The organism is Bacillus sp. iso_77 (genome assembly GCF_056173625.1).
Genome location: NZ_CM149683.1, coordinates 739,351 through 765,169 on the forward strand (window position 1 = coordinate 739,351; position 25,819 = coordinate 765,169).

General features: G+C 42.0%; 21 protein-coding genes and 1 pseudogene. 14 read left to right on the forward strand and 8 right to left on the reverse strand.

Features of this window, described 5'->3' with window-relative positions; genetic code table 11:
* The first annotated feature begins 5 nt into the window (after positions 1 to 5).
* The 9 genes from AC0VYC_RS03660 (at position 6) to AC0VYC_RS03700 (ending at position 13,682) form a co-directional block, all read left to right on the forward strand.
* Complete coding sequence (locus AC0VYC_RS03660) at positions 6 to 809, forward strand: formylglycine-generating enzyme family protein (protein ID WP_024718589.1); 804 nt, start codon at positions 6 to 8, stop codon at positions 807 to 809.
* Between the two features lie 4 nt (positions 810 to 813).
* Positions 814 to 2,571 carry a WD40 repeat domain-containing protein gene (locus AC0VYC_RS03665; RefSeq protein WP_035391378.1) on the forward strand — a complete coding sequence of 586 codons (1,758 nt, stop codon included), beginning with the start codon at positions 814 to 816 and terminating at the stop codon, positions 2,569 to 2,571.
* Positions 2,572 to 2,852: 281 nt separating this feature from the next.
* Positions 2,853 to 3,935 carry a bifunctional diaminohydroxyphosphoribosylaminopyrimidine deaminase/5-amino-6-(5-phosphoribosylamino)uracil reductase RibD gene (gene ribD / locus AC0VYC_RS03670; RefSeq protein WP_342499399.1) on the forward strand — a complete coding sequence of 361 codons (1,083 nt, stop codon included), beginning with the start codon at positions 2,853 to 2,855 and terminating at the stop codon, positions 3,933 to 3,935.
* 116 nt (positions 3,936 to 4,051) lie between these two features.
* Positions 4,052 to 6,958, forward strand: a complete 2,907-nt coding sequence (locus AC0VYC_RS03675) for an exosporium glycoprotein BclB-related protein (protein ID WP_475389476.1) — start codon at positions 4,052 to 4,054, stop codon at positions 6,956 to 6,958.
* Positions 6,959 to 7,100: 142 nt separating this feature from the next.
* Positions 7,101 to 8,696 (forward strand): sensor histidine kinase, encoded by a 1,596-nt coding sequence (locus tag AC0VYC_RS03680; protein WP_475389478.1) that lies wholly within the window; start codon positions 7,101 to 7,103, stop codon positions 8,694 to 8,696.
* A 3-nt stretch (positions 8,697 to 8,699) separates the two neighbouring features.
* Positions 8,700 to 9,398, forward strand: a complete 699-nt coding sequence (locus AC0VYC_RS03685) for a response regulator (protein ID WP_475389480.1) — start codon at positions 8,700 to 8,702, stop codon at positions 9,396 to 9,398.
* 2 nt (positions 9,399 to 9,400) lie between these two features.
* Positions 9,401 to 10,378 (forward strand): tripartite tricarboxylate transporter substrate-binding protein, encoded by a 978-nt coding sequence (locus tag AC0VYC_RS03690; RefSeq protein ID WP_475389482.1) that lies wholly within the window; start codon positions 9,401 to 9,403, stop codon positions 10,376 to 10,378.
* 192 nt (positions 10,379 to 10,570) lie between these two features.
* On the forward strand, positions 10,571 to 11,869 hold the full coding sequence (locus tag AC0VYC_RS03695) for a citrate:proton symporter (protein WP_056408464.1): 1,299 nt from the start codon (positions 10,571 to 10,573) through the stop codon (positions 11,867 to 11,869).
* Positions 11,870 to 12,050: 181 nt separating this feature from the next.
* Positions 12,051 to 13,682 (forward strand): M14 family metallopeptidase, encoded by a 1,632-nt coding sequence (locus AC0VYC_RS03700; RefSeq protein WP_475389484.1) that lies wholly within the window; start codon positions 12,051 to 12,053, stop codon positions 13,680 to 13,682.
* Between the two features lie 72 nt (positions 13,683 to 13,754).
* Here the strand turns inward: AC0VYC_RS03700 and AC0VYC_RS03705 are convergent, their stop codons facing one another.
* A complete protein-coding gene (locus AC0VYC_RS03705; RefSeq protein WP_335350696.1) occupies positions 13,755 to 14,240 on the reverse strand; it encodes a phenolic acid decarboxylase in 486 nt (161 codons plus the stop codon).
* Positions 14,241 to 14,353: 113 nt separating this feature from the next.
* Between AC0VYC_RS03705 and AC0VYC_RS03710 the strand changes: the two genes are divergently transcribed.
* Together AC0VYC_RS03710 and AC0VYC_RS03715 are read left to right on the forward strand one after the other, a co-directional pair.
* On the forward strand, positions 14,354 to 14,911 hold the full coding sequence (locus AC0VYC_RS03710; RefSeq protein ID WP_335350695.1) for a PadR family transcriptional regulator: 558 nt from the start codon (positions 14,354 to 14,356) through the stop codon (positions 14,909 to 14,911).
* A 104-nt stretch (positions 14,912 to 15,015) separates the two neighbouring features.
* Complete coding sequence (locus AC0VYC_RS03715) at positions 15,016 to 16,122, forward strand: nitric oxide synthase oxygenase (protein ID WP_047946767.1); 1,107 nt, start codon at positions 15,016 to 15,018, stop codon at positions 16,120 to 16,122.
* 998 nt (positions 16,123 to 17,120) lie between these two features.
* Here the strand turns inward: AC0VYC_RS03715 and AC0VYC_RS03720 are convergent.
* On the reverse strand, positions 17,121 to 17,813 hold the full coding sequence (locus AC0VYC_RS03720) for a hypothetical protein (protein ID WP_327861806.1): 693 nt from the start codon (positions 17,811 to 17,813) through the stop codon (positions 17,121 to 17,123).
* 490 nt (positions 17,814 to 18,303) lie between these two features.
* Between AC0VYC_RS03720 and AC0VYC_RS03725 the strand changes: the two are divergent.
* Positions 18,304 to 18,459 (forward strand): annotated as a pseudogene (locus AC0VYC_RS03725) (3-alpha domain-containing protein); the annotation flags it as partial.
* A 40-nt stretch (positions 18,460 to 18,499) separates the two neighbouring features.
* Here the strand turns inward: AC0VYC_RS03725 and AC0VYC_RS03730 are convergent.
* From AC0VYC_RS03730 to map, 3 genes are all read right to left on the reverse strand, one after another.
* Positions 18,500 to 18,637, reverse strand: a complete 138-nt coding sequence (locus AC0VYC_RS03730; RefSeq protein ID WP_008341771.1) for a YflJ family protein — start codon at positions 18,635 to 18,637, stop codon at positions 18,500 to 18,502.
* Positions 18,638 to 18,771: 134 nt separating this feature from the next.
* On the reverse strand, positions 18,772 to 18,933 hold the full coding sequence (locus AC0VYC_RS03735; protein WP_008341770.1) for a hypothetical protein: 162 nt from the start codon (positions 18,931 to 18,933) through the stop codon (positions 18,772 to 18,774).
* Positions 18,934 to 19,260: 327 nt separating this feature from the next.
* Positions 19,261 to 20,010, reverse strand: coding sequence for a type I methionyl aminopeptidase (gene map / locus AC0VYC_RS03740; RefSeq protein WP_008341769.1), 750 nt, complete (start codon positions 20,008 to 20,010; stop codon positions 19,261 to 19,263).
* Positions 20,011 to 20,200: 190 nt separating this feature from the next.
* Between map and nagE the strand changes: the two genes are divergently transcribed.
* Positions 20,201 to 21,565: an N-acetylglucosamine-specific PTS transporter subunit IIBC gene (nagE, locus tag AC0VYC_RS03745; RefSeq protein WP_475389488.1), complete on the forward strand. Its 1,365-nt coding sequence runs from the start codon at positions 20,201 to 20,203 to the stop codon at positions 21,563 to 21,565.
* Positions 21,566 to 21,583: 18 nt separating this feature from the next.
* Here nagE and AC0VYC_RS03750 read toward each other — a convergent pair whose 3' ends face one another.
* Positions 21,584 to 22,342 (reverse strand): DUF817 domain-containing protein, encoded by a 759-nt coding sequence (locus tag AC0VYC_RS03750; protein ID WP_277519395.1) that lies wholly within the window; start codon positions 22,340 to 22,342, stop codon positions 21,584 to 21,586.
* A gap of 194 nt (positions 22,343 to 22,536) precedes the next feature.
* Here AC0VYC_RS03750 and AC0VYC_RS03755 point away from each other — a divergent pair, with 194 nt between their 5' ends.
* A complete protein-coding gene (locus tag AC0VYC_RS03755) occupies positions 22,537 to 23,040 on the forward strand; it encodes a DoxX family protein (RefSeq protein ID WP_058336532.1) in 504 nt (167 codons plus the stop codon).
* A gap of 42 nt (positions 23,041 to 23,082) precedes the next feature.
* Here AC0VYC_RS03755 and AC0VYC_RS03760 read toward each other — a convergent pair whose 3' ends face one another.
* Both AC0VYC_RS03760 and ltaS read right to left on the reverse strand, forming a co-directional pair.
* Complete coding sequence (locus AC0VYC_RS03760) at positions 23,083 to 23,670, reverse strand: YjgB family protein (protein ID WP_138278236.1); 588 nt, start codon at positions 23,668 to 23,670, stop codon at positions 23,083 to 23,085.
* A 102-nt stretch (positions 23,671 to 23,772) separates the two neighbouring features.
* Positions 23,773 to 25,755, reverse strand: coding sequence for a lipoteichoic acid synthase (ltaS, locus tag AC0VYC_RS03765; protein ID WP_286068318.1), 1,983 nt, complete (start codon positions 25,753 to 25,755; stop codon positions 23,773 to 23,775).
* Positions 25,756 to 25,819: the final 64 nt, after the last annotated feature.

The window sequence follows — 25,819 nt, forward strand, 5'->3', positions numbered from 1 at the left end:
AAAGCGTGAAACCTGATATCAATTGGATTCAAATCCCAAGCGGCTATGCGACGATTGGAAGTAATGAAGAAGATATGAAAAAGGCATCAGAATTTTGGAAGGACAAACTTCTGAATCCAGCCTATGGCCGTGAGAAAAAATTTCAAAAATGGCTGTACAAAGAATTTCCATCTTATCAGCCGTATATGAGCGAATTTTTCATTTCAGATACGGTCGTCACCAATGAATGGTATCAAAGCTATTGCGACGAGACAGGAAAGCCTTATCCAGAGAGCTTGACGAACCTAGAACTTGGCGGGGGAAAAGACCATCCAGCTTGGGGCATGGACATCGAGGAAGCTTTCTCATTTTGTCAGTGGCTGAGCGGGAAGCTTGGATATGAGGTATCGATCCCTACTGAGGAAGAATGGGAATATGCTGCCCGGGGCAATACGAGACATCAATATCCTTGGGGAGATGAGTTTGATCCCTCTTACTGTAATACGCACGAATCAAATATTGAAAAAACGACACCTGTCCGTCATTACGAAAAAGGAAGATCTCTATTTGGACTATATGATATGGGTGGCAATGTCGAAGAATGGGTCAACACCAAGTATCACATATATGAAGGCGGAATTGAGGTTGTAGATGATTTAACCGAGACACTCGGCAGTGATTACTACATTTTAAAAGGTGGCTCCTTCGCAAGAGGCGGAGATTTATGCAGAGTCGCAAGAAGACACGGGAAACACCCAGACCCTGTTTTTCGATTTACTGGTTTTCGTGTAGTTACTCGTCAAAAACAACATATAAAGGTGGGAGTGTAAAACCATGCATAGAGGACCGATTACATCCGTTTTATCAACTCAGCATGACCAAATTGTCTACACAGGTGGCTATGACCGCTGTATTTATAAATGGGACCGTGCCACGGGAGAAGGAACATTCATTGGCAGTCACGAGCATATCATCAACTCTTTATCCCTTTCGGAAAATGGAACGTATTTAGCGAGTGCATCGTCAGACTATACCATTCAATTATATGATACTAGCACACATACAAGAATTCGTACGCTATATGGTCATGCGGATGACGTGGAAGCTGTCGCATTTGCAAAGCAGGATACGCTTCTTGTATCGGTGTCCAGAGACAGAAGATGCTTAGTTTGGGATATTGAAACGGGAGCCATTTTAAGAGAATTTCATGGACATAGCAAGGATGTATTAGCTGTATGGATTCATGAGGATAAAGCTTATACAACTGGTGACGATGGCTATGTCCTTGTATGGCTCTATGAAACAGGAGAAATTGTAGGTGAAATTGGCCCGTTTGATTATGAGCTGGATACCATCAGCGGCAGCAATCAAAAAGAAGTATTCGCCCTTGGCAGAGATGATGGCACAGTTATCATTTATGATGCCGCTACATTACAGGAGAAAAAAATCATTAAAGCTCATTTACAAGGTGTGAAACGTGTGAATTTTTCGCCGAGCGGTAACTACTTGCTCACAGCGGGTTATGACCATTTAATTAAGCTGTGGAATTATGAAACCGGTGATTTAATTGATACGCTGCTACCTCATAAATATCAATGGGAGCGCTCGCTTGTTTGGACAGAAGACGAGCAAGCCATTTTAGGAGCCAGCTTTGGGAAAACGTATTGTGAATGGTCAATTCAAGAAGGAAAAGTGATCTCTGATGAGCAGGAATTGGCGACACCTTCTATTAATGATATTGCGTTGACTGAAGCGGGTGATATTATCACTGCATCAGATGACGGAAAATTCAGAAAGAATGGAATCGAAATCGCAAAATCAACAGGTGTTCTCACAAATGGAGTGGCTGTTGCACGGGATGGAAGCTATTATGCATGGGGCGATCATGCGAGTCAGGTGCATATTGTACACGAGTCATTGCAGCAAATGGTCTCTTTTGATCTCAACACAGGTCCTGTCAATAGTGTGTATTTCCATGAGGAGGATCGTCAATTTTATATCGGCACTTATGGCGGTTATGTGCATGTCATTTCGACAGAACACTTAAAGGAAATTGGCCGTTCTAAAGCACATGATTGCGCGGTCAAAGCATTAAAGGTAGAAGGAGATCATATCATCACAGCGGCAGTTGAAGGAACCATCTGTCTTCTCGATAAAAAGAGTTTGTCCTTAACAGCAGAATATATCGGGGCGACAGAGCTGTTAAATGATGTATTTATTGATAGCAAAAGAGATCGTATTGCCATTGTCAGCCGTGATAAAAACGTCCGATTGTTTGATTTGCATACAGGCAGAATTTTAAATCAGCACAACGAGCATCAATATTCCATTAAATCCATCACTGTGACAGACTCTGGCTATATTGTGAGCGGAGACTATTGGGGATATATTGTGGTATGGAATCCAGAGCTAGATGTCAATACAGGTCCGATTCGAATTGCTAAGAATGGTATTAGTGCCATTAGACAACTAGGAAATGATGTGTATGCAAGCTCATATGACGGTGGTATTTATCATATTCGAGAAGATGGCACACATACGGAAGTACTGCGCTTATTTGAACAATTTCCGAAAGAAGTAATCTCTCATTAAGAAAAAGAATGTAAGCGGGGGATTCTCATGATAAGTGTTTGCAAGGAACATATGAAAAAAGGTCTGACTGTACTCAATTGTCCGCATGTGCTCCTCATTAATAAATATGAATGTCGCAAATGCTGTTTTTGTAAACAACGAGCATCATATAAACTGTTTTATTCCTTGCCTTACTATGATCGATCTGAAAAGAAACGGCTTGAGAAAGTATAGCACATGAGAATAGAACTCCTTCATTTTCTGAAGGAGTTCTTTCCCTTGAGAGAAGAAAGGAGTCCGAGATGAAAGACGATGTTTTTTATATGAAGCTGGCGATTGCCAACGCGAAGGCGATGAAAGGACAAACCTCACCCAATCCGCTTGTTGGTGCAGTGATTGTTCAGAGCGGTGAGATTGTTGGGATTGGTGCGCACATGAAGGCTGGCGAGCCTCATGCTGAAATTCATGCGCTACAAATGGCAGGAGAAAAGGCGAAGGGAGCTGACATGTATGTGACACTCGAACCTTGTACACATCACGGAAAAACAGGCCCTTGCACCGAAGCGATCATCAAAAGTGGTGTGAAGAAAGTGCTGATTGCCACTCAAGATCCGAATCCGGTTGTTGCAGGTAAAGGAATTGCCTTTTTGAAAAAGGCTGGAATTGAAGTGGAGCAAGGTATATGTAAACAGGAAGCAGATCGTTTAAATGCTCCTTTTTTTCATTTGATGCAAACAAACCTTCCTTATGTCATTTTAAAATCAGCTATTTCGATAGATGGGAAAATTGCCACGGCTGAGCAAGAAAGCAAATGGATCACAGGAATAGAGGCGAGAACAGAAGTGCAGCGCTTACGTCAAGAAGCAGATGCGGTGCTGACAGGAGTGGAAACGATTATTCAAGATGATGCCGGCTTAATTGTAAAGGATTCATTCAACCATCAGCCCATTCGTGTCATTTTAGATTCAACATTAAGGATACCGCTTCATGCCAAATGCTTAACAGATTATAGGGCAGAAACCATAATTTGTACATCACAAGATTATGATCATCAAAAGTATCAACAGTTGATACAAAAAGGTCATCAAGTATTTGTCACAAGCGGAGAACACCGGACAGATCTTCAGGATGTGTTACACCTGTTGAAGAAGCGCTCTGTGATGTCAGTGCTTGTAGAGGCAGGGGGCAGTGTGAGTGCATCATTTTTAGAAGCATCACTTGTGAACGAAGCTGTTATCTATATGGCACCTTTGTTGATTGGAGGGAAAGATGCACCTACTTTTTTTGAAGGAGAAGGAGTAAAAAAACTAAAAGAGGCGATCCGTCCAGCGGATATTGAATATAGTATGGTAGGAAAAGATTTAAAAATGACGATGACATTTTAACGATGGAGAGAGGTCCTTGCACGCAGAGTGCAAGACCTTTCAAATTTTTTGATAAAAATAAAATTGTACATACACCTTTATCGATCATGATGAATACGATGGATTGGGGTGATTCTATGAGAAAATGTAGACAATGCGGAAAGATATACCCAACTCATTCGACAGACCACTACCAAAAAGGAAGCTGGTATGATGCGTATAAGGATGATGGCTGGGAATGTGATAGTTGTAAGAAAGGTAAATCAGACAAACCAAGGAAACCAGTAAAAAATCCATGCTGCGGAAAAGATCCTTGTGTGTGTGTCATTCAAGGACCGCCAGGGGGAAGAGGAAGAAGAGGCCCAGCAGGTCCGGCGGGTCCAGTGGGTCCAGTAGGCCCTGCGGGTCCAGCCGGCCCGGCAGGTCCACAAGGCCCAACAGGCGTTGGGTTAACAGGGATTGTAGCATTTGATCCAGCGGTAGCCCCGGCGTATCCAGTAGGTCAAGTGGTGACATATGATGGCAGTACGTATGTGGTAAATTCAGCACCACCAACAGGTACGCCTGATACATCGCCGGATTATACGCTTTTAGCAGCTGCGGGCGCAACAGGTACAGGACCAACAGGTGTCACCGGAGATCCAGGTCCGACGGGTGCAACAGGAGCCACTGGTGTAGGTCTAACTGGAGTCGTTCCTTTTGATGCGGCAGCGGCACCAGGATATCCATTGGGTCAAGTAGTGACATATGAAGGTGGAACGTATCTTGCAAACACAGCATCACCAACGGGTACACCGGATACATCACCAGATTATACGCTTCTAGCCGCTGCGGGTGCGACAGGAGATACGGGTGCAACCGGAGCAACAGGAACAGGAGCAACAGGAGATACAGGCGCAACTGGAGCGACCGGAGCCACAGGAGATACGGGTGCCACAGGAGCAACAGGAACAGGAGCGACTGGCGCTACTGGAGATACAGGCGCAACCGGAGCGACCGGAGCCACAGGAGATACGGGTGCCACAGGGGCAACAGGAACAGGAGCGACCGGCGCTACTGGAGATACAGGTGCTACTGGAGATACAGGTGCTACTGGAGCGACCGGAGCCACAGGAGATACGGGTGCCACGGGAGCAACAGGAACAGGAGCGACCGGCGCTACTGGAGATACAGGCGCAACCGGAGCGACCGGAGCCACAGGAGATACGGGTGCCACAGGGGCAACAGGAACAGGAGCGACCGGCGCTACTGGAGATACAGGTGCTACTGGAGCGACCGGAGCCACAGGAGATACGGGTGCCACAGGGGCAACAGGAACAGGAGCCACGGGAGCGACTGGAGCAACCGGAGCCACGGGTGCAACGGGAGATACAGGAGCGACAGGAGCAATCGGAGCGACCGGTGCAACGGGAGATACTGGAGCGACCGGAGCCACAGGAGTAACGGGAGATACGGGAGCGACCGGAGTAACCGGAGCCACAGGAGATACGGGAGATACCGGGGCAACCGGAGTAGGGTTAGCTGGTATTTTGGCATTTGACCCAGCAACAGCTCCAACCTATCCAGTAGGTCAAGTGGTGACATATGAAGGTGGAACTTATATCGTAAATACAGCGCCACCAACTGGCACACCAGATACGTCTCCAGATTATACGTTATTGGCAGCCGCAGGTGTGACAGGCGCCACGGGAGATACAGGAGCGACCGGAGTAACCGGAGCCACGGGTGCAACGGGAGATACAGGAGCGACCGGAGTAACCGGAGCCACAGGTGTAACGGGAGATACGGGAGCGACCGGAGTAACCGGAGCCACGGGTGCAACAGGAGATACGGGAGCGACTGGAGTAACCGGAGCTACAGGTGTAACGGGAGATACGGGAGCGACCGGAGTAACCGGAGCCACAGGTGCAACAGGAGATACGGGAGCGACCGGAGTAACCGGAGCCACAGGTGTAACGGGAGATACGGGAGCGACCGGAGTAACCGGAGCTACAGGTGCAACAGGAGATACGGGAGCGACTGGAGTAACCGGAGCCACAGGTGCAACAGGAGATACGGGAGCGACTGGAGTAACCGGAGCCACAGGTGCAACGGGAGATACCGGGGCTACCGGAGTAGGGTTAGCTGGTATTTTGGCATTTGACCCAGCAACAGCTCCAACCTATACAGTAGGTCAAGTGGTGACATATGAAGGTGGAACTTATGTCGTAAATACAGCACCACCAACTGGCACACCAGATACGTCTCCAGATTACACGTTATTGGCAGCCGCAGGTGTGACAGGCGCCACGGGAGCAACCGGTGTCACAGGAGATACAGGTCCAACAGGAGCGACCGGAGTCACAGGCGCCACAGGTGTCACAGGAGATACGGGTGCAACAGGGGCTACAGGAACAGGCGCCACGGGAGCAACCGGTGCAACAGGCGCCACAGGTGCGACAGGTGTAACAGGAGATACGGGTGCAACAGGGGCTACAGGAACAGGTGCCACGGGAGCAACCGGTGCAACAGGCGCCACAGGTGCGACAGGATCAAGTGCGATTATTCCATTTGCATCTGGTACACCAGCTGTTTTAACCACAATCGCAGGCGGTCTAGTTGGAACATCTAGTTTGGTCGGATTCGGTAACTCGGCGACAGGTGTCAGTATTGTAGGAGGAATCATTGATTTAACCGGAGCAGCAGGAACATTGTTAAACATGGCATTCTCCGTTCCAAGAGCTGGAACCATTACGTCATTTGCCGGCTATTTTAGCACGACTGCAGCCCTTTCTTTAGTTGGCACGAGTATTACTGTAACTGCTAGTCTGTTTGCTTCACCGACACCAAATAACAGCTTCACTCAAGTAGCGAGCGTCACATTGGCTCCAGCGTTAACCGGGATTTTAACGCTAGGGGCTATTACAAACGGCATCGCTACTGGTTTAAATGTACCAGTCACACCAGAAACAAGATTACTTGTCGTATTCTCGGCATCAGCTACAGGTCTTTCTTTAGTGAATACTGTAGCAGGCTATGCAAGTGCTGGTTTATCCATCACGTAATAGGCACACAGGGATGACTCAATACTGAGTCATCCTTTTTTTGTCTGTGTGAATTTTCTCTTAACTTCATGAGAAAAAATGATATGATTTTCTTAGAGTCTATTCGGGTGAATCTACTGAATTAGGGGTTGTGGCGGTGAGGATGGGCAAAAGGAAAGTCACTTTACAAACAAAAATTTTGGGGTTAATTATTGGTCTTTTACTTGTTGTTATTGCCTTATTGACCATTTGTTTTGGTTTTTTGCAGACATCAGAAAGGCAGAGCCAAGCTGAACAGCTGGCGGTGCAAACTGCTAGAACGATATCTTATATGCCGCCCATTAAAACATCGGTGGCTACGGGAGATTCGCAAAATGAAGAACAGGCTGTGCTTGAGCAAATGAAAGAGCAAGTAAGAGCGCATGCCATTTTTATCACCAATCAAAAAGGAAAGGTTCTTTTTCATACGAATCATGAGGATGTAGGGAAAACCATCAGTGTGTCGGAAGGAAGAAGTACACTGCTATTTGGAGGAACTTCCATATCAACGGGTGATTCTGATGGTGAAACCGTTGTCAGAGGAAGTGCTCCGATCATGAAAGAAACTGGCAGTTATGAAGAGATTATTGGGACAGTCAGTGTCGAATTTTTAAAAAGAGATATCGACCAAGCGACAGCTCATCAACTCTTCAAATTAAGTTATATTGCCCTTCTTGTGCTCTTGCCTGGGGTTTTTGGAGCGATTTTTTTAACAAGGAGTATTCGAAAAGATATATTAGGGCTTGAACCGCATGAAATTGCTTCATTATATCGAGAAAGAGAAGCGATGCTGCATGCGATTAAAGAGGGAATCATTGCATTTGACCGTAAAGGTGCCATTACGATGATGAATACGTCAGCTGAACAGATGCTACGCGTCTCTTCAACGCTGCCTCTTCATATTGATCAAGTGTTGCCAAATGCCAATCTTCTTTTCTATCTAAAGGTAGAGACGATTGAACCTAACATAGAATCAGTCGTCAATGATAAAACCTTCGTGCTAAATGTCAAAAAAGTGGTGCAGGACAATCGAGTATTTGGAGGAATTGTGAGCTTCAGGGAGAAAACCGAGCTGACAAAGCTGTTGGATACATTGACAGAGGTCAGTCAATATTCAGAAGACCTTAGAGCACAAACACACGAATTTTCGAATAAGCTGTACGCTATTTTAGGCTTGCTTGAGTTGAAACAAGTGGATGAAGCCATTGAGTTAATTAAAGAAGAGTATACACTTCAAAATCGCCAGCATGATTTACTCATGAAGCAAATTCGCTCTCCGAATATACAAGCCATTTTACTTGGGAAGTTAGGAAAGGCATCTGAGAAAAAGGTTCATTTTCACATTGATGAAAATAGTTCATTGGAGCCGCTCCCAGCCCATTTAAGTTTATCTCACTTTATTACCATCATTGGCAATCTCGTAGACAATGCGTTTGAGGCTGTATTGAATAAGGAGAAAAGAGAAGTCAGCTTGTTCATCACAGATATTGGATTTGATATTATCATAGAGGTATCTGATTCAGGGGACGGTGTAGATGAAGGAGCCATTTCACAACTTTTCACAAGAGGACATTCATCAAAGGGAGAAGGGCGAGGTTATGGACTTGCCAATGTCAAAGAAGTGCTAGATGAACTTGGGGGCTGGATTGAAGTTGCGAACCAAAAAGAAGGCGGTGCCATCTTCACTGTTTACATACCGAAAGGCACAAAGGGGGAATAGGTTGTGATAAAGGTACTCATTGCGGAAGATGATTTTCGAATCGCTGCGATTCATGAATCTTATATCCAAAAGGTACAAGGCTTTCAAGTGGCCGGCAAGGCAAAGAGTGCAAAGGATCTGTGGGAGGCACTTCAAAAAGAACAATTGGATCTCATTTTACTTGATGTCTACATGCCTGATGAGCTCGGCACGAACCTTTTGCCGCTGTTAAGAGAGCGCCATCCTGAAGTGGATGTGATCATTATCACGGCTGCAACGGAAACGATGCTGTTAAGAGACGCATTGCATTATGGAGTGGTTCATTATTTAATCAAACCAGTGACCGCCCAAAAATTCACGCAGGTTTTAACCGAATATAAAGAGAAGAGAGAGTTAATCAATTCAAAAGATGAAGTCAATCAAACGATGATTGATCTGTTTTTTGGTCAAATACAGGAAGAATCGCAGCAAAAGGATGAGCGAGACTTGCCAACAGGCATTAATTCATTGACTTTGGACAAGGTGAAAACATTCATGACAGCAGAGATGAACGGAATTACAGCGGAAGAACTCGGAGAAAAAATGGGCGCATCACGCACAACAGCAAGACGATACGTAGAGTATCTTGTGACAACGGGAGAATGCCGGGCAGAGCTGGCGTATGGAATCATTGGTAGACCAGAACGAAAATATTATCCCGCCAAAAAACAAACGGAGTCATAAAAATGAAAAAAGGAATACTCTTACTCATTTTGGTCTGCCTTTGTACAACGCTCACCTTTAATGAAAAAACAGCAAAAGATTCTTTCCTGGAGCACAGCCCATTATACATTGTGGTATCAGGTGTACCTGATGGCGGATTTGACCAAACAGCTCAAGTGATGAAAACCGTGCTAGAAGAAGAAAAGCTAGTGGAAGAGCCTGTGCATATTCTTTATCAAAGAGGCGGAACGGTTGATAAAGGATGGACCTATATGATGGAGCGAGATGCCAATTATATTAGTTTAAATTCGAGCTTATTATTAAGCCGTAATTTGCTGGGCAGCAGTAACGTGACCATGAATGATGTCACCCCGCTTGCTATTCTTGCGGAAGAGTGGCAGGTAGTCGCAGTGCCAGTTGATTCTCCTTTCTCAGATGGAAAGGAGCTATTACACGCATTAAAAAAGAAACCAGATTCCTTAAAAATTGGGTTTGCCCCGGACTTTGGAAATGATGATCAAATCTCATTCGCACGGGCTGCTGAAATGGCAGGAATTGATCCGTACCGCATTCAGTTTTTAAAATTTGATAGTGCAGATGATTTATTTCAAGCACTCATTGACCATGAGGTAGATGCGGCAACTACGACCATTACAGAGGTTCGCCATGATTATGAAAAGAAAAGACTGAAGCTTGTTGCGACCACAACGAATCAGCGTTTAGAAGGCTTCAAAGACGTGCCCACTTGGAAAGAACAGGGGATTCCGCTCATCTTCTCTCATTGGCGTGGTGTGATGGGACCAAAGCAAATGAATCAGCACGACATTCGAGCATGGGATCAGCTTCTTCAAAAAATGACGCAAACGAAGTCGTGGAAAAAGCAGTTAAAACAAAAAGGCTGGACAGGCCGTTATATGAACAGTAAAGAAGCAAAGGTCTTTATGGAAGAGCAATTAAGGCGATATGAGCAATTTATACAAGGAGAACAAGCGGTCAAATGAGACCGCTTTTTTTTCATGGAACCAACAAAGAACAACAATTGCACAAAATGAACAAAAAGCATTTATCGACCAAAAAAGAATTAAAATTCATAATATTTACTTCAATTCAGGCGTCAGATATCATGACAGAAAGGGTTGGAAATGGGATACCAACATTTAATGAAAGCGTATACAACATAAGGGGTGAACAAAATGTTAGCGATCTTAGGATTTCTTATGATGATTGTATTTATGGTTTTAATTATGACGAAACGTATGTCTGTTCTAACGGCATTGGTATTAACACCGATTGCATTTGCTCTTATTGCAGGTTTTCATTTTACAGAAATTTCAGACATGATTGTCAAAGGTGTACAGCAAGTTGCACCAACGGCGGTCATGATCATGTTTGCCATTTTGTACTTCGGGATTATGATTGACGCAGGTTTATTTGATCCGATGGTGGCAAAAATTTTAAACATCGTCAAAGGCGATCCATTAAAAATTGTTGTCGGAACAGCTGTCCTGACGATGCTTGTCGCACTTGACGGTGATGGAACCACAACGTACATGATTACAACAACAGCCATGCTTCCGTTATTTACATTGCTTGGCATTCGTCCGATTATTTTAGCGGGTATCGCCGGAGTCGGCATGGGGATTATGAATACGATTCCATGGGGAGGGGCAACACCTAGAGCGGCAAGTGCACTTGGCGTTGATCCATCACTTTTATTTGGCCCGATGATTCCAGTCATTGGCGCAGGGGTTTTGAGCATGATTGTGGTGGCATACTTTCTTGGGAAGTCTGAAAGAAAACGTCTTGGTGTTATTGAGCTCGAACAGCCGATTCATGCCAATGAAATGGCAGCGGCACTGCAAGATGATATTAAGCGACCGAAACTTTGGTGGTTTAACCTGACACTGACTTTGCTATTGGTTCTCTTGCTTGTGTCAGGAAAAGTAAGCTTAACGGTTCTGTTTGTTCTTGCCTTCTGTGTCGCCATTATCGTGAACTATCCGAATTTAGAGCAGCAGCGTGAGCGGATTGCGGCTCATTCAACAAATGTTTTGGCGATTGCTTCGATGATTTTTGCGGCAGGTGTTTTTACAGGCATCTTAACTGGGACGAAAATGGTTGATGAAATGGCGATTTCGATTGTTTCAGCTATTCCAGAGCAGCTTGGCGGGTTTATTCCAGTCATTGTCGCACTAACAAGCGGGATCTTCACTTTCTTTATGCCGAATGATGCATACTTTTATGGGGTACTGCCGATCCTATCAGAAACAGCGGCAGCATACGGTGTCGATAAAATTGAGATTGCGAGAGCATCTATCATTGGTCAGCCGATTCATATGTTAAGCCCACTTGTTCCATCGACTCATTTACTTGTTGGACTCGTTGGGGTATCACTAGATCAGCATCAGAAATTTGGTATGAAATGGGCGGTTCTTGCAGTCGTCGCCATGACAGTGATGGCGGTTCTCATTGGGGCCATTTCGATCTGGTAATGAGAAGAGTGTCTGCTGCTCATGCAGGCGCTCTTTTTTAGGTCCTATTGCAGGGCAAGCTCCATTCATTTGCCCTATATAAAGACATGCATGATTCCTCCAAAAGATATATTTTTGAAAAATGCTGACACTTTTGCTGTTTTTTTCTTTATAATGCAAATCAACGAAGGGAGAGGATAGCATGTCCAAACAGAAAAGTACCATTCTTTTTGCTGCTGTATGCCTCATGGCAGGAAGTTTGTCGATGGTGATCCCAGCTTCAGCGAATGCAGAGACCCCTTATTATGGAAAAAGCTATGAGCAGCCAGCCTCGGTTCAAAAACTGTATCCTGAGCCTGATGAAACGTTTGATACCCCTGCTTTTCAGAAAAAAGGAAAAGCATTTACCACACAAGAAGAGCTTCAAGATTTTTTACGTGACATTGTCAGTAAAAGTCCTTACGCCACGCAGAAACAGATTGGAACATCCATTGAAGGTAGGTCCATTCCAGCCCTCTATTTTACAAAGGATCGCCACATCTCTCCACTGTCAAAAAAGCCAACGATCTGGCTTCAAGCACAAATACACGGAAATGAACCAGCCTCCGGTGAATCTGCCCTTGTCATCGCCAAACGACTAGCAGGTGATGAAGGAGAGCGTATCCTGAGCCATGTCAACGTCATCATTGTCCCAAGAATCAACCCAGATGGTTCTTATGCATTTGACCGCAGACTTGCAAACGGAATGGATGGCAACCGTGACCACATGACATTAGAATCTCCAGAGCTGACAGCCCTTCATCAAGAAATTAATCGCTATGCGCCCGAGGTCGTCATTGATGCCCATGAATATGATGTCGGTCAAAAGCAGTTTGAAGATATCGGTGCATCAGGTGCTCTCAAGTATCACGATTTGCTGATATTATCCGGTAAGAATTTGAACATTCCTGAAAGCATTCGTTTCACGTCAAATGAATTGTACGTCAACGGAGTGCGTGAAGCATTGACGAATAAGGGATTTTCCAACGATTTATATTATACAAACACAAGAGGAAAGGACGGAAAGATCGACCTTTATGAAGGCGGAACCGATGCACGAATTGGCCGAAATGCCCTGGCGCTTTCACCAGCTTTATCCTTTCTTGTAGAAAGTAGGGGTATTGGAATTGGTAGAGAGGACTTTACTCGGCGTGTGGCAGCACAAGTCACCACTCATGAAAAAATCATTGAGACAACGGTGAAGCATGCTAAGCAGGTGAAGCAGCAAATGGTGACGGAGCGGCTGAAACTTGTGAAAAAAGGTCTTCAACCAAATGATGATGATCAAGTGGTCATTCAAGATGCTTTCAAAGCGCCTGTGAACGATTCACTTGAAATGGTGGATATTGAGAAAGGACAAACCACCAATGTCCCAGTGCGTTTTCATAGTGCAAGTGATGCGGTTCCTGTATTGACAAGAGAACGGCCGACAGCTTATCTCATTCTCCCAGGACATGAAGGAGTAGATAGAAAGCTCAGAACTTTAGGGTTAAAAAGTGTGACACTTCCTGTTGGCATGAAAGTACCAGTTCAAGCCTATGAGGTGACAAAACGAGCAGAAACAAGCAAAACAGATATTCAGCTTGAAACGAGACTCGTTGAAAAGAAACGTCAGCTGCCAAAAGGAACAAAGGTATATGTGACTGCACAGCCAGAGACCAATTTGTTGTCACTTGCCCTTGAACCAGAATCAAAAGACAGCTATATGTCATCAGGTTTTATTGCATCAAAAGTAGGCGATGAACTACCAGTTTACCGATTCCTGTTATCTCAAAAGACGTTAGGTATAAAATAAAAAGGACTAAAATCAAGTTCATTTAGCCCTTTGTCAACCACCCTAGAAGCGGCACAGTGCGTGCCGCTTTTTCTATTTTCGTCCAGCTCTGATCTCATCGGTCATGCCTTCATACGGTGCTTCTGCGATAATCGTTTCATCGTTTACCCCAGCATGGTGGATGTACGTAATGTCTGCGAATTCTGGTACGACATACTTCGGATAGGTCCCATATTTTTCACGGGATTCTTTCATGAGGTCGATATAGTCATTTTGATAGCAAACGGTGATATCTGGACGTTCATGCACCCATTTTGGGAAGAAAATGACGCCATGCATGCGTTTTTCCTCAGGCATAAAGTTTAAAGACACGTCTGTCCCAGTCGGTTCCGTCCAGGAAACTTTGTATACCCCTTTTGTCAGTTTCACAATATTCACTTCTTGATCACGAACCCAGCGGCCTCCAACCATTCCGCTATGAATGCGGTAATCAATGGTGTGATCATTTTTAATGTAAATCTCATATTCCCAGCCATTTTCATACGTATAAATCATATGAAGTCCAACGAATTGATCCATGTTTATTCCTTCTTTCAATTAAAATGATGTTGTTTCAAACATGTCATGATTTACATGTTTATTTTAGGGTGTATGGTATACTATTGTCAAAGAATATGCGTTGGAGGCATGTCATGAGAGTACTGAAATATGCCATTCTTGGCTTACTAGATCAGCGTGAGCTGACGGGATACGATATGAAGAAACACTTTGAAGATTCCCTTGGACAGTTTTGGAGTGCGAAGCATAGTCAAATATACCCTGAATTAAAGCGGCTAACAGAAGAGGGTTTTATTGAATTTGATATTCACATACAAGGAAAGAAGCTAGAGAAGAAGGTCTATCAAATCACTGATGCAGGAAAAAGAGAACTGCATGAGTGGTTAAGGAAAAAAAGCCCGATTCCAGACACAACAAAAGATGAATTTATGTTAAAAACGTTCTTTATTTCATCTATGGATCAAAAAGAAGCGGCCGGTCTCTTCTCACATCAGCTGCAGGAGCGAACAAAGAAAGTAGAGATGCTTGAACAGAAACTGAACGTTTTAACAGAAGAAGATCCATCTGCCCAATCACTGCATTCAACACAATTCGGGCATTATTTAGTGCTGACAAGAGCAATTGAAAGGGAAAAAGGGTATGTTCGCTGGCTCCAAAAGACCCTTGAAGTCATTGATTCATCCATTGTCTAAGGACAATCGTCGCACGATATGATAAAAAATGGTTTGAAACAAGTGAATTTATCAATAGAAACCGCTACAATGGATATATTCGTATTAAAGTGAGGCGAGTATGTTTGAGTAACCAAGAAGCGTTGTGGAATGAAGCAGAAGCTTTTATTTCTGTATGCTATGAAGAATTAGGCAAGTCAAATGAAGAAAAAGCAGCACGTCTGCATGAAATAAAAAAAGAAATTGAGTCTGACGGTATGTATACTCATACGCAGGAAGAATTAGCTCACGGGGCAAAAATGGCATGGCGCAACAGCAACCGGTGCATTGGGCGCTTGTTTTGGTCAACACTGCATGTGCATGACTGCCGGCACGTGACAACAGAAGATGAGGTGAAAGAGGCACTCTTTCATCATATTGAGTATGCGACAAATGGGGGTAAAATCAAACCGTCCATTACCATCTTCCCACCAGAGAATAAGGGACGGAAGGAAGTCGTTATTTATAATCATCAACTCGTTCGTTATGCGGGATATGAGTCGGAATATGGCATCATTGGGGACGAGGCATCACTTGAATTAACCAAGTTGTGTGAAGCGCATGGCTGGAAAGGCGAAGGCACGCATTTTGACCTTCTGCCGCTTATGTTTCAGCTAAAAGATCAGCCGCCGGTTCTGTATGATCTTCCGAGAGAGATCGTTCAAGAGGTAGAGATCACTCATCCTGAATATGATGGATTCGGTGATTTAGGACTGAAATGGTATGCTGTTCCGATTATTGCTGATATGAAATTAGAAATTGGCGGCATTCATTACAATGCGGCACCGTTTAATGGATGGTATATGGGAACAGAAATTGGCGCGCGAAATCTAGCTGACGAAAACCGCTACAATATGCTGAAAAAAGTTGCTTCTATTTTAGGACTGGACACGACAAAGAATGCGTCACTTTGGAAGGACAAAGCCATTGTCGAGTTGAATGTGGCGGTTCTTCATTCTTACCGGGAAGCAGGGGTGACCATTGTGGATCATCATACAGCTGCCCATCAGTTCAAACAATTTGAAAAACAGGAAGAAAAGGCTGACCGTAAGCTGACTGGAGATTGGACATGGCTGATTCCGCCAGTATCACCAGCTGCTACGCATATCTTCCATCGTCACTATGACAATACGATCGTGAAACCGAATTATTTTTATCAGGAAAAACCCTACCACGGGACGGAAAGAGCCTAGCGAAAAGCTAGTGGATTAGCCCTGTTAAGGAGACAAATATAAAAAGCCTAAGATCCCAGTAAGTTACAATATCTTAATGGAGCATATTAGTTAAACTTCTATGCTTTTTTGAAGATGAGAGAACAATGATTCGTACAGATATTACCCAAGCAATTTCCCCTTCAGGAATGACTACCTTTCAAACCAACGTTTTTTCTAGTCGTTTTTGATATGTTTTTGTGAGGATCCATTATCAGAATAAAGTGAAACTAATTGGACAAACCGGCGGCGATATCAAAGGAGCTAATGTCTACATGAACAGTTTATGATCATTTCGTTTTGAGAGTTTCCATGCATCGATTTTATTGTTATATAGATATTGTATTGATGAAATATATTAGAAGTGATGCTGGCAAGGTATATAGAAATGTCAGTCATATCTAGCTTATTGTATTGTTTGGAAGTTAATCTCTTTCATCAACCTGTAGAATGGTTGATGTGAAATCCTTCTGTCACTGGAGGATAGGATAGAAAGAGCATGATTATGAAGCGCCATGATGTATTCTTTTAAATTTGTGTTTTCAGTTTCCGTTCTATTCGAATCATTTGATTCTTAAGCCATTTATAGTACTCAAATCGTGATGCTTTGGCAATGCAGGTGAGCTATGTAAGTCAACTTCAAACCTTACATTCTTAAAAATTCGTCATCTCTGTGTGCCTTTAAAATTAATCTCTTTCTTCTTCCACTCTTTTAAATATTAAATTAGGATGTCCAATAAAAGTATTTTTAATTTTTGTATATTGTCCTTTTATCGCGATAAAAAATCCCCTGCAAGCAGGTGTTAATTTTAAATATTATAGTATTCTAAAGAGTAAAAATGGTTAAAATGAGAATTAAGAAATAACTTTTAAGTGTTGGTGCACTGGAATATAGAAATTTAAACTTATTTATTTTTATCTGAAAACATAGAAAAGCTGTTGAGTTTCCCTCAACAGCTTTTCTATGTTTATTTATTGTATTAAATTTCTACTAAGTCTTTTTTTCCACCCATATTATACTTAAATTTGATTTGATCAGGTGTTCTTGTGCCTATTGTCTGACCACCAATAGAAACACCGAATAGGTAATATCCATTTAAAGTTATTGTAACGCTTTTCTTTGTACTACTAATACTTTTATTGTAAGAAGTTTGTTTCCAACTTGTCGGTATACCAGAAGAATAAGAAGAAACTTTATTAATTTTCGTGAATTTTCTTTTTGAACCACTACCAGAGTAACTATATTTTAGATCAACAGTAATTCTTGATGAGTCTGATAATGGATTAAGAACTCTAGAAATTTTACCTTTTCGCATTATTTTAAGTACATCAGTTCTTGTTTTTGTTGTAGCTTTTGAAGCAAGTGTTGTAATTTGATTTAAAGGTTTTGTTTCTTCTGTTAAATTGTTAACATCATTATAAGTATTTTGTAGTTTGGAATCTTTTAATGCTTTTTCAAAATCTTCTACTGTATCAAACTGTAAAATTGGAGTTCCTTCTGGTAATTTATCTAGATCTACTATTTCTAGATGATTAGAATTTTCAACCACACCTTTTAACTTAGATAATACCTTTGTAGATGAAGTTCCTTTTTCCGCTGTAGCAGATGCTGTATTAATTAGACTAGTTACAGCAAATAGAGCAATAATAATTGAGACAACTAATTTTTTCAATTTCTAAATCCTCCTATAGCATAGAATCTTTTTTTATCATATAAAATAGTAACATAAAAAACATTTCCGTGGCAATAAAAAACAAAAAAATAATAAATTTCCTATATAACTATATTTAAGTACTGTTTTTTACTGTTATATCACCTAATCTTAATCTTTATGTTAAATATTATTATTTGTGATAATGATTTTAGTGTTTTAATACTAGGCTACTTTAACTAATAATGATCCAGCTTTTTCTGAAACTAACTTTTTACGCAGGATCAATAATCATTATAAAGCTATTTGACTCTTTTTAAAATAACACAGTAGATTTTAATTTGTTATCTATATATTTTCCGCAAATATATTTAGTATGTTCAATTGTTTAAAATAATTTAGAACGATAAAGAATTAGTATTTATATGTCTTGTATGGCTGCATCCTAAAAGAAATATACTTGTTTTGTTTTCGCTAAAATTAAAAGATATTTTCTACTTAATACAATACTCTATTTAAAAAAGCGCCCCATCCCATCACAGTCCACGAAGTCAATGAAGTCAAATACCGTCAAGTAGATCAAAACAGGCTGAAAGCAGTTCTTGAAGTAGATGCCTTAGCAGATGTGGTCAGAAAATCTTTAGAAAAACGTGTTCAGTCCATATAAAAAGCCGTACATCTGATATGGATGTACGGCTTTTCAACATTTAAGAGCTCGTTTTCTTTTGCTCAAGAAGATTTGCAAGGAAATAAGTTTTAAAGCTTTGAAGCTTTCTTCCTTCATGCTTGGTCACACCAAGCTTCTTTAATTCTTCGACATACCAGCCTTTGCTACCATAATGCATGATAGAAAACTCCTTTCAATGGAAACTGCCTGCATTGTAACATCTCAAAAAAGGACGTGAAAAGTGTGCAGGTGTTTAGAAATGAAAACTGATTCTATCTGCCTATGATCCATGTATATGCTGGAAATAATCATTTATGAATTTGGCGGGTTGAGGGTAACGATGATCATGCCGACTGTCATAATCATGATGACAATCCCGAGGTAGGTCATCATGGATTGTTTTTTCTTAATACCTACAACCGTTAAAATAATACTTTCAATAAAGAAGATAACACCGATGATGATGAACCACATATCAAATAAGACCCCTTTCGCATATCTTTGCCTATTTTACCACAGGCATTTTTGTTTAGTCGTGACAGATTCGTGAAACGGGCATGAAAAAATCCCCTCCAGTGAAGGAAGGGGATTGCAGCGTGTAGACAAACCCTCGCATTCGGTGTCAGTCCTGCGCTTCGGTGCTCACGAATGTCAAATTCGCTCCGCGCCGATGCTCGTCCTTCCTAGACTGCAAAGGTTTTCTATCACGCTGAAAAGAAGACAAAGAGCTAAAATAAAGTTCATTTTAGCCCTTTGTCAACAAACTGAAATCCCCACCAGTGAAGGAAGGGACCCGCTTGCTTACAGCTTTGTTAAAATAATCGGTTCGTCTTTTGTGATCACAATCGTATGTTCAATCTGTGCGACCAGGCTCTTATCAGGTGTTTTAAATGTCCAGCCGTCATCCGCTTGATATATCGATTCAGCATTTGTTGAAATGAAAGGTTCAAAGGCGATGACTGTCCCATTCTTAAACAAAGCATTATCGAATGGATCATAATAGTTCAAAATATGGTTAGGTGCTTCATGCAGGCTTTTCCCAATGCCGTGTCCTGTCAAGTTCTTAATGACGGTAAATCCTTGTTCTTTCGCTGTATTGTAGACCGCACGGCCAATTTGATTTTGTCTTTTACCGGCTTTCGCATGCTTTAATCCTTCAAGGAATGCATCCTCTGCACACTGGCATAATGCTTCAAGACGAGCATCTCCTGTACCTAAAACGAATGAAATCCCAGTATCGGAATAATATCCATCAAGCTCTGCTGAGATATCAATATTAATGAGGTCGCCCTCTTGTAAAATGGTTTTTTCACTTGGAATGCCATGTGCGACTTCATCATTGACACTGATGCAAGTCGTACCGGGGAAATCATATTCTTTTTCAGGAGCTGAATTGGCTCCATGCTCTTCTAATATTTTCTTCCCAATCAAATCTAATTCTTTTGTAGACATGCCTGGTTTCGCTTGGCTTTTCATTTCTTCTCTTGCCAAAGCGACAATTCGGCCGACTTTTTTTAAGGCTTCTAACTCATGATCATGTTTGACAATCACTGTTCATTCCCGCTTTCTATAACTTCATTCTATTCAATAGCTTACCACATTTTACGCCAAAAGAGTAAAGGCTGAGATTCGGGTGAGATGTGGACAAATTGGTATAGATAACTAGATGTGCATATGATATATTTTTTATGAACATCATGAGAGATTTGTTCATGATGATGACGAAGGGGGGAGAAATAAGATGGTGTTTCAGTTTTTTCAAAAGTTAGGAAAATCATTTATGCTTCCAATCGCTGTGCTTCCTGCAGCGGGTATCATTTTGGCTATTGGGCGAGAAGATGTATTCAACATCCCGTTTATTCATGCAGCAGGAAATGCAATTTTTGCGAATTTGGCTTTAATTTTTGCTATGGGTGTAGCGATTGGTATTTCAAAGGACGGTAACGGGGCAGCGGCGTTATCTGGAGCGATCTCTTATTTTATTTTGTCAGCTGGTACCACGTCGATCAATTCGACCAACAATATGGGGGTATTGGGTGGTATTTTGTGCGGACTTTTGGCAGGTTACGTTTACAATAAATTTAAGGACACGAAACTGCCAGAATACCTAGGTTTCTTTAGTGGAAGACGGCTTGTGCCAATTATGACAGCACTTTTTACCATTCTATTAGCAGCCGTTTTTGGATATGTATGGCCTCCAATTCAAAGTGTGATCAATGATTTGGGAGAGTGGATTTTAAGTCTTGGAGCAACAGGTGCCGGGCTGTTTGGCTTCTTTAACCGCTTGCTCATTCCATTAGGACTTCACCATGTGTTGAATAATCTATTTTGGTTTCAATTCGGTGAATTCAGCGGAGCGACAGGTGATTTAGCACGGTTCTTCAAAGGTGATCCAAGTGCAGGTGTCTTTATGACTGGTTTCTTCCCAGTGATGATGTTCGGGCTGCCGGCGGCATGTCTCGCGATGGTTGTGACCGCAAAGCCTGAAAAACGAAAAGCAACAGCCGGTCTTATGATTGGAATGGCACTGACGTCATTTATTACAGGAATCACAGAACCAATTGAATTCTCATTTATGTTTTTATCTCCACTTTTATATGGTGTTCATGCGATATTAACTGGTCTTTCGCTCTTTATTGTCAACACCTTAGGCATTCATAGCGGTTTCGCTTTTTCAGCCGGTGCGATTGATTACGTTTTAAGTTTTGGAATTGCGCAAAAGCCCATTTTGTTACTTGTGGTTGGGGTCATCTATGGCGTGATTTACTTTGTTGTTTTCTATTTCCTGATTAAATTGTTAAAGCTAAAAACACCAGGCAGGGAAGATGATGACATCGAAGATATCCCAGGGGATGATACACATACTGCCGGAGCAAGTATGCTCGTAGAGGGACTAGGCGGCAAAGACAATATCACCACAATTGACCATTGTGCAACCCGTCTTCGTTTAATAGTAGAAGATACCAATTTATTAAATGAAGGTACATTGAAAAAAGCAGGTGCCAAAGGGGTACTGACGTCAGGAAAAACTTCCGTACAAATCATCATTGGAACAAATGTCGAATTTGTCGCCGATGATCTTCGCAAGGAAGTCGCTCGGGACTAAAAAAAGCGTTCAGCCAGATCAAATGGGCTGAACGTTTTTTTGTTTTCGCTGTTCGATCACCAGTACAATGCTGATGACAACAAGTAAAAACCATGAACTGATTTTACCAAGATGGACGAGAGACCAAGCATGCTGCTGATTTGGATATTGCCATGCTCCTAAAAAGGTCGTGACATTTTCGGCCACCCAAATAAAAAAGCCAATCAGCAAAAACGAGATAACAAGCGGCATACGAAAGGTCGATGAACCGACCTGAAAGGAAACGGTTGTTTTTCGAAACACAACCACTAGGAGTAATGTCAGCCACCAGCGTAGATCATAAATCCAGTGATGAGTAAAGAAATTGAGATAAATACATAAACTGATCCCCACTGAAAGAAACGGGTGAGGCCACGCATTCACCTTCACGCGAAGCCGAGTCAGTGCCTGATAAATATAGCTTGCCACGCTCGCATACATAAAGCCGCTATAGAGCGGAACCCCAAAGATTTTCGAATAAGCTTCTTCAGGATAGGACCATGAACCCATATGTACTTTGTAGATTTCTAAGCCTATTCCAATCACATGAAAGAGACAAATAACCTTCAACTCTGTCAGTGTCTCAAGCCGCAGCATCAGCATGAGGAGCTGTGCGATAAGGCAAAGCAGAAGAATAACATCATATCGAGGAAGAAAAGGAATAGACACGATCTTTGATAAGGCAAGCGCTGTAAAGATCATGACGGGGAATAGGCATGAAATAGCCTGTAAATAAGCAAAATGAAATAATGTTTTCATACAAAATGTAACCCCTTTTTACTGTCTGAAATAACTTAGACGGAAATAGCAAGGGAAAAGTTTACCTCGACTAGATATTCATGAACAATTTGTGAATATATATGTGAAAAGGATCACAAATGTATATTAAGTAGTATAATAAGATCATAAAGAAAATGTGAAATAATTCACATAATTTAAAAGGAGGCATCATCATGTTTACAAAATTCTTACAAACGAATGTATGGGCAGCGGTTATCCTTTTGGCAGCAAGACTTTATATCGGATGGACTTGGCTGACATCTGGTATTGGAAAACTAACAGGTGGATTCGATGCATCAGGATATTTGCAATTTGCCATAGCTGAACCTGTTGTGAAAGATGGACATCTTGTTTATCCGTTCTATGTCTGGTTTTTAGAAAATGTCGCGTTGCCAAATGCCGGACTTTTCAGTGTCATGGTCATGTGGGGAGAAATCTTAGTTGGTCTAGGACTAATTGTTGGATTGTTCACAACAACGGCAGCCTTTTTTGGAAGCGTGATGAATGTCTCTTTCTTACTAGCTGGAACCGTCTCTGTTAACCCGCTTCTTCTTCTGATCGCCGTCTTTATCATAGCAGCGAAAGGAAATGCCGGAAAATTTGGTCTTGATTATGTAGCAGGTCCAATCCTTAAGCGAAAACTGAAAAGAAAGCCGCATTTAGAAGTGGCATCATAATAAAGAAAAGCATCCTGAGCAAAAATTCAGGATGCTTTTTATTTAGGAACCGGCTTTGATGAGGTTAATATGCACCACAGTCAGCTCGTGCTGACTGATATCTGGATCATGTCCGACGATAAATTCGAGCTCATAATCACCGGTCTGATAAACGTATTTCTTCTCTTTTGTTTGCGGGATGGTGCTGACTGAATCTGCTGGTCCAAGCTGTTTCTTTAATAGGGAAGGAGTCATTCCTCCGATATTCGTTTCTTTTTCTACATTTGTTCCAAAATAACGGATTTCGTTAATCTTGCCTTTTTTGTCATAGTGAAAAGCAAATCCTGGGTTCCCCATCTCAGCATGATACAAATCAAAGCCGTTTTGACCCGTTTCTGGATAAGGCTGTCCTAGTTTATGCCGAACGTCTTTTTTTGTTTGAACCCCTATTTTGAGTCCTTCTGCATAGTATGGCATTTGTCCTTGATGTGCTAGCTGATAAATGCTGTTTAGCGCTGCTTTCGGACCTTGAGGAATGGACTGTTCTGCCTGGGTTTGGGTCAGGGCGTGCGCTGAAATCGCCGGGCTAAAACCGAATAAGGTAGAAGAAGCGAGTGAAGCGGTCACGACAAAAGCTGCTGTTTTTTTCATGATTAATCAATCCCTCCTTCTTCAACTATACCCGGTGCCATGTGGATCAAACGTAAAAAGCCCCAGCTGATCTTGGATCGGCTGGGGCCTTAAATGAGAAAGTTATTTGGAAGACGAGCTGGATTCATCTTTGGCGGAAGAGGAATCTTTTTCATCCTGTACTTTCTTTGTGTAGTCATAATCATTGCGCTCAATTGGTGTAAAGCCTTTAGGTTTGTAGAAACGGAGTAAATCTTCCGTGACAATCTTATCAGATGTCTCTAGCATCTTTTTCACCGTTTCGTTTTCTTGTGATGCCTTTTCAGTCGGCTCGATTTTTTCACCTGTTTTGTTGCTGTAATAGTTGTTGCCTACTTTCGTGTAGTCCTTAGACACGAAGTCTCCATTTCTAAATGGCACAAGCTCTTTAAAGTTCTTCGATAAGATATCAGAACCAGACATTAAATAGTTCTTCGTATCATCTCCGAGCAGGTGGAGAAGGGTAGGCGCAACATCGACTTCACCAGAGTATTTATGAATCTGTCCGCCTTTTACGCCTGGCACATGGATAAAGAGCGGCACACGCATAAGCTGGGCATTTTCATAGTCTCCAATTTTTTCGCCAGTCACTTTTTCCATCGCTTCATTATGGTTTTCTGAAATGCCGTAGTGGTCACCGTACATAATGACGACGGTATTGTCATAGAGACCAGATGTCTTCAAGTCATTAAAGAACTGTTCAATGGCTTCATCTAAATAATGAGCAGATTGGAAGTAGTTATCAACGACGGGGTCTCCGAAGTCGCCAGGTTCAAAATCAGTATCACCTTCATCCATACCAAATGGGAAGTGGTTTGACAGCGTAATGAATTTTGAATAAAACGGCTGTTTCAGATTTTCAAGCATTGGCATGGATTCTTTGAAGAACGGTTTGTCTTTCAATCCATAGTTCTTCGTATCTTGTTCATTCATATCGTAGTACTCAGAATCGTAAAATCTGTCATATCCAAAGGACTTAAACATTTCATTTCGGTTCCAGAACGTTTTCGTATTCCCGTGGAATTCTGCGGACGTGTATTGGTCCTTTTTCAAAATGCCAGGAAGCGCCTGATATGTGTTTTGAGCTTTGTTAATAAATACAGAGCCTTGTGATAATGGGAAAAGCCCCGTATCCATCATAAATTCCGCATCAGATGTCTTTCCTTGTCCTGTTTGATGGAAGAAGTTATCAAAATAAAACGTTTTGTTGTCATGGGCTAATGAATTTAGGAAAGGAGTGACCTCTTTTCCATTCACCTTGTAATCAATGACAAAGTTTTGCAGTGATTCAAGAGAAATCGTAATGACGTTCATGCCTTTCGCTTTCCCGTAATAAGCTGGGTTAGGATCAGCGCTGTTCGCCTTTAGATAATTCTCTACATCTGTTACGTCACTTGAATTTGCCAGGGCACGCTGGCTGTTTGATTTCACATTTTGAATGGCATCAAACACCGTAAAATTATAAGCACCCAAGTATTTGACTAAATAATTGCGGTCGAACGATCTTGATAAAAGCTCTGGGCGATCAATTTCTGCTGCGATTAAGTTGACAACAAAAATCAGAACAGAGGACACAAGAACGAGTCTAAACGATTTTGTTTTTTGAACAGGTACAGTCGCTGTACTTGTTTGCTGCTGTCTTTTCATGCGGACTGCGAGTACGATCAAGATGATGGTATCGAGAAAGTAAAACATATCAGTCCAACGCATGAGTGAAAATGCACTATCACCTAATTGTCCGCCATTCGTTCCTGCCTGCATCACTGTAGGCAGCGTGATAAAGTCATTGAAGAATCGATAGTACACGATGTTTGCGTAAAGTAAAAAAGACATGAAAAAGTGAATCACAATGATAGCGGCAGGCTGCCATTTTTTCTTGAACAATAAAGCAAAGCCAAGAAAGAACAAGCTGGAGCTAATAGGATTCACAAAAAGCAAAATATGCTGAAGCACATTTGATATACCAAGTTTAAATTCGATTAAATAAGCTGTATACGTCTTGAGCCATAACAAGATGGCTGCAATTACAAAGAAGCCGAGGCCCCTTTTTTGAATAAATGTTTTCATTTAAACACTCCTTTTCTCCGTTAAACGGAAGAGGCGGAACGAAAGAAAACGAACCATTAGAATA

Excerpts from the sequence above, each read along its gene's own strand:
- AC0VYC_RS03665 (WP_035391378.1), top strand. The coding sequence starts at position 814 with ATGCATAGAGGACCGATTACATCCGTTTTATCAACTCAGCATGACCAA.
- ribD (WP_342499399.1), top strand. The coding sequence starts at position 2,853 with ATGAAAGACGATGTTTTTTATATGAAGCTGGCGATTGCCAACGCGAAG.
- AC0VYC_RS03675 (WP_475389476.1), top strand. The coding sequence starts at position 4,052 with ATGAGAAAATGTAGACAATGCGGAAAGATATACCCAACTCATTCGACA.
- AC0VYC_RS03680 (WP_475389478.1), top strand. The coding sequence starts at position 7,101 with ATGGGCAAAAGGAAAGTCACTTTACAAACAAAAATTTTGGGGTTAATT.
- AC0VYC_RS03690 (WP_475389482.1), top strand. The coding sequence starts at position 9,401 with ATGAAAAAAGGAATACTCTTACTCATTTTGGTCTGCCTTTGTACAACG.
- AC0VYC_RS03695 (WP_056408464.1), top strand. The coding sequence starts at position 10,571 with ATGTTAGCGATCTTAGGATTTCTTATGATGATTGTATTTATGGTTTTA.
- AC0VYC_RS03700 (WP_475389484.1), top strand. The coding sequence starts at position 12,051 with ATGTCCAAACAGAAAAGTACCATTCTTTTTGCTGCTGTATGCCTCATG.
- AC0VYC_RS03705 (WP_335350696.1), bottom strand. The coding sequence starts at position 14,240 with ATGGATCAATTCGTTGGACTTCATATGATTTATACGTATGAAAATGGC.
- AC0VYC_RS03710 (WP_335350695.1), top strand. The coding sequence starts at position 14,354 with ATGAGAGTACTGAAATATGCCATTCTTGGCTTACTAGATCAGCGTGAG.
- AC0VYC_RS03730 (WP_008341771.1), bottom strand. The coding sequence starts at position 18,637 with ATGCATTATGGTAGCAAAGGCTGGTATGTCGAAGAATTAAAGAAGCTT.
- AC0VYC_RS03735 (WP_008341770.1), bottom strand. The coding sequence starts at position 18,933 with ATGTGGTTCATCATCATCGGTGTTATCTTCTTTATTGAAAGTATTATT.
- nagE (WP_475389488.1), top strand. The coding sequence starts at position 20,201 with ATGGTGTTTCAGTTTTTTCAAAAGTTAGGAAAATCATTTATGCTTCCA.
- AC0VYC_RS03750 (WP_277519395.1), bottom strand. The coding sequence starts at position 22,342 with ATGAAAACATTATTTCATTTTGCTTATTTACAGGCTATTTCATGCCTA.
- AC0VYC_RS03755 (WP_058336532.1), top strand. The coding sequence starts at position 22,537 with ATGTTTACAAAATTCTTACAAACGAATGTATGGGCAGCGGTTATCCTT.
- AC0VYC_RS03760 (WP_138278236.1), bottom strand. The coding sequence starts at position 23,670 with ATGAAAAAAACAGCAGCTTTTGTCGTGACCGCTTCACTCGCTTCTTCT.
- ltaS (WP_286068318.1), bottom strand. The coding sequence starts at position 25,755 with ATGAAAACATTTATTCAAAAAAGGGGCCTCGGCTTCTTTGTAATTGCA.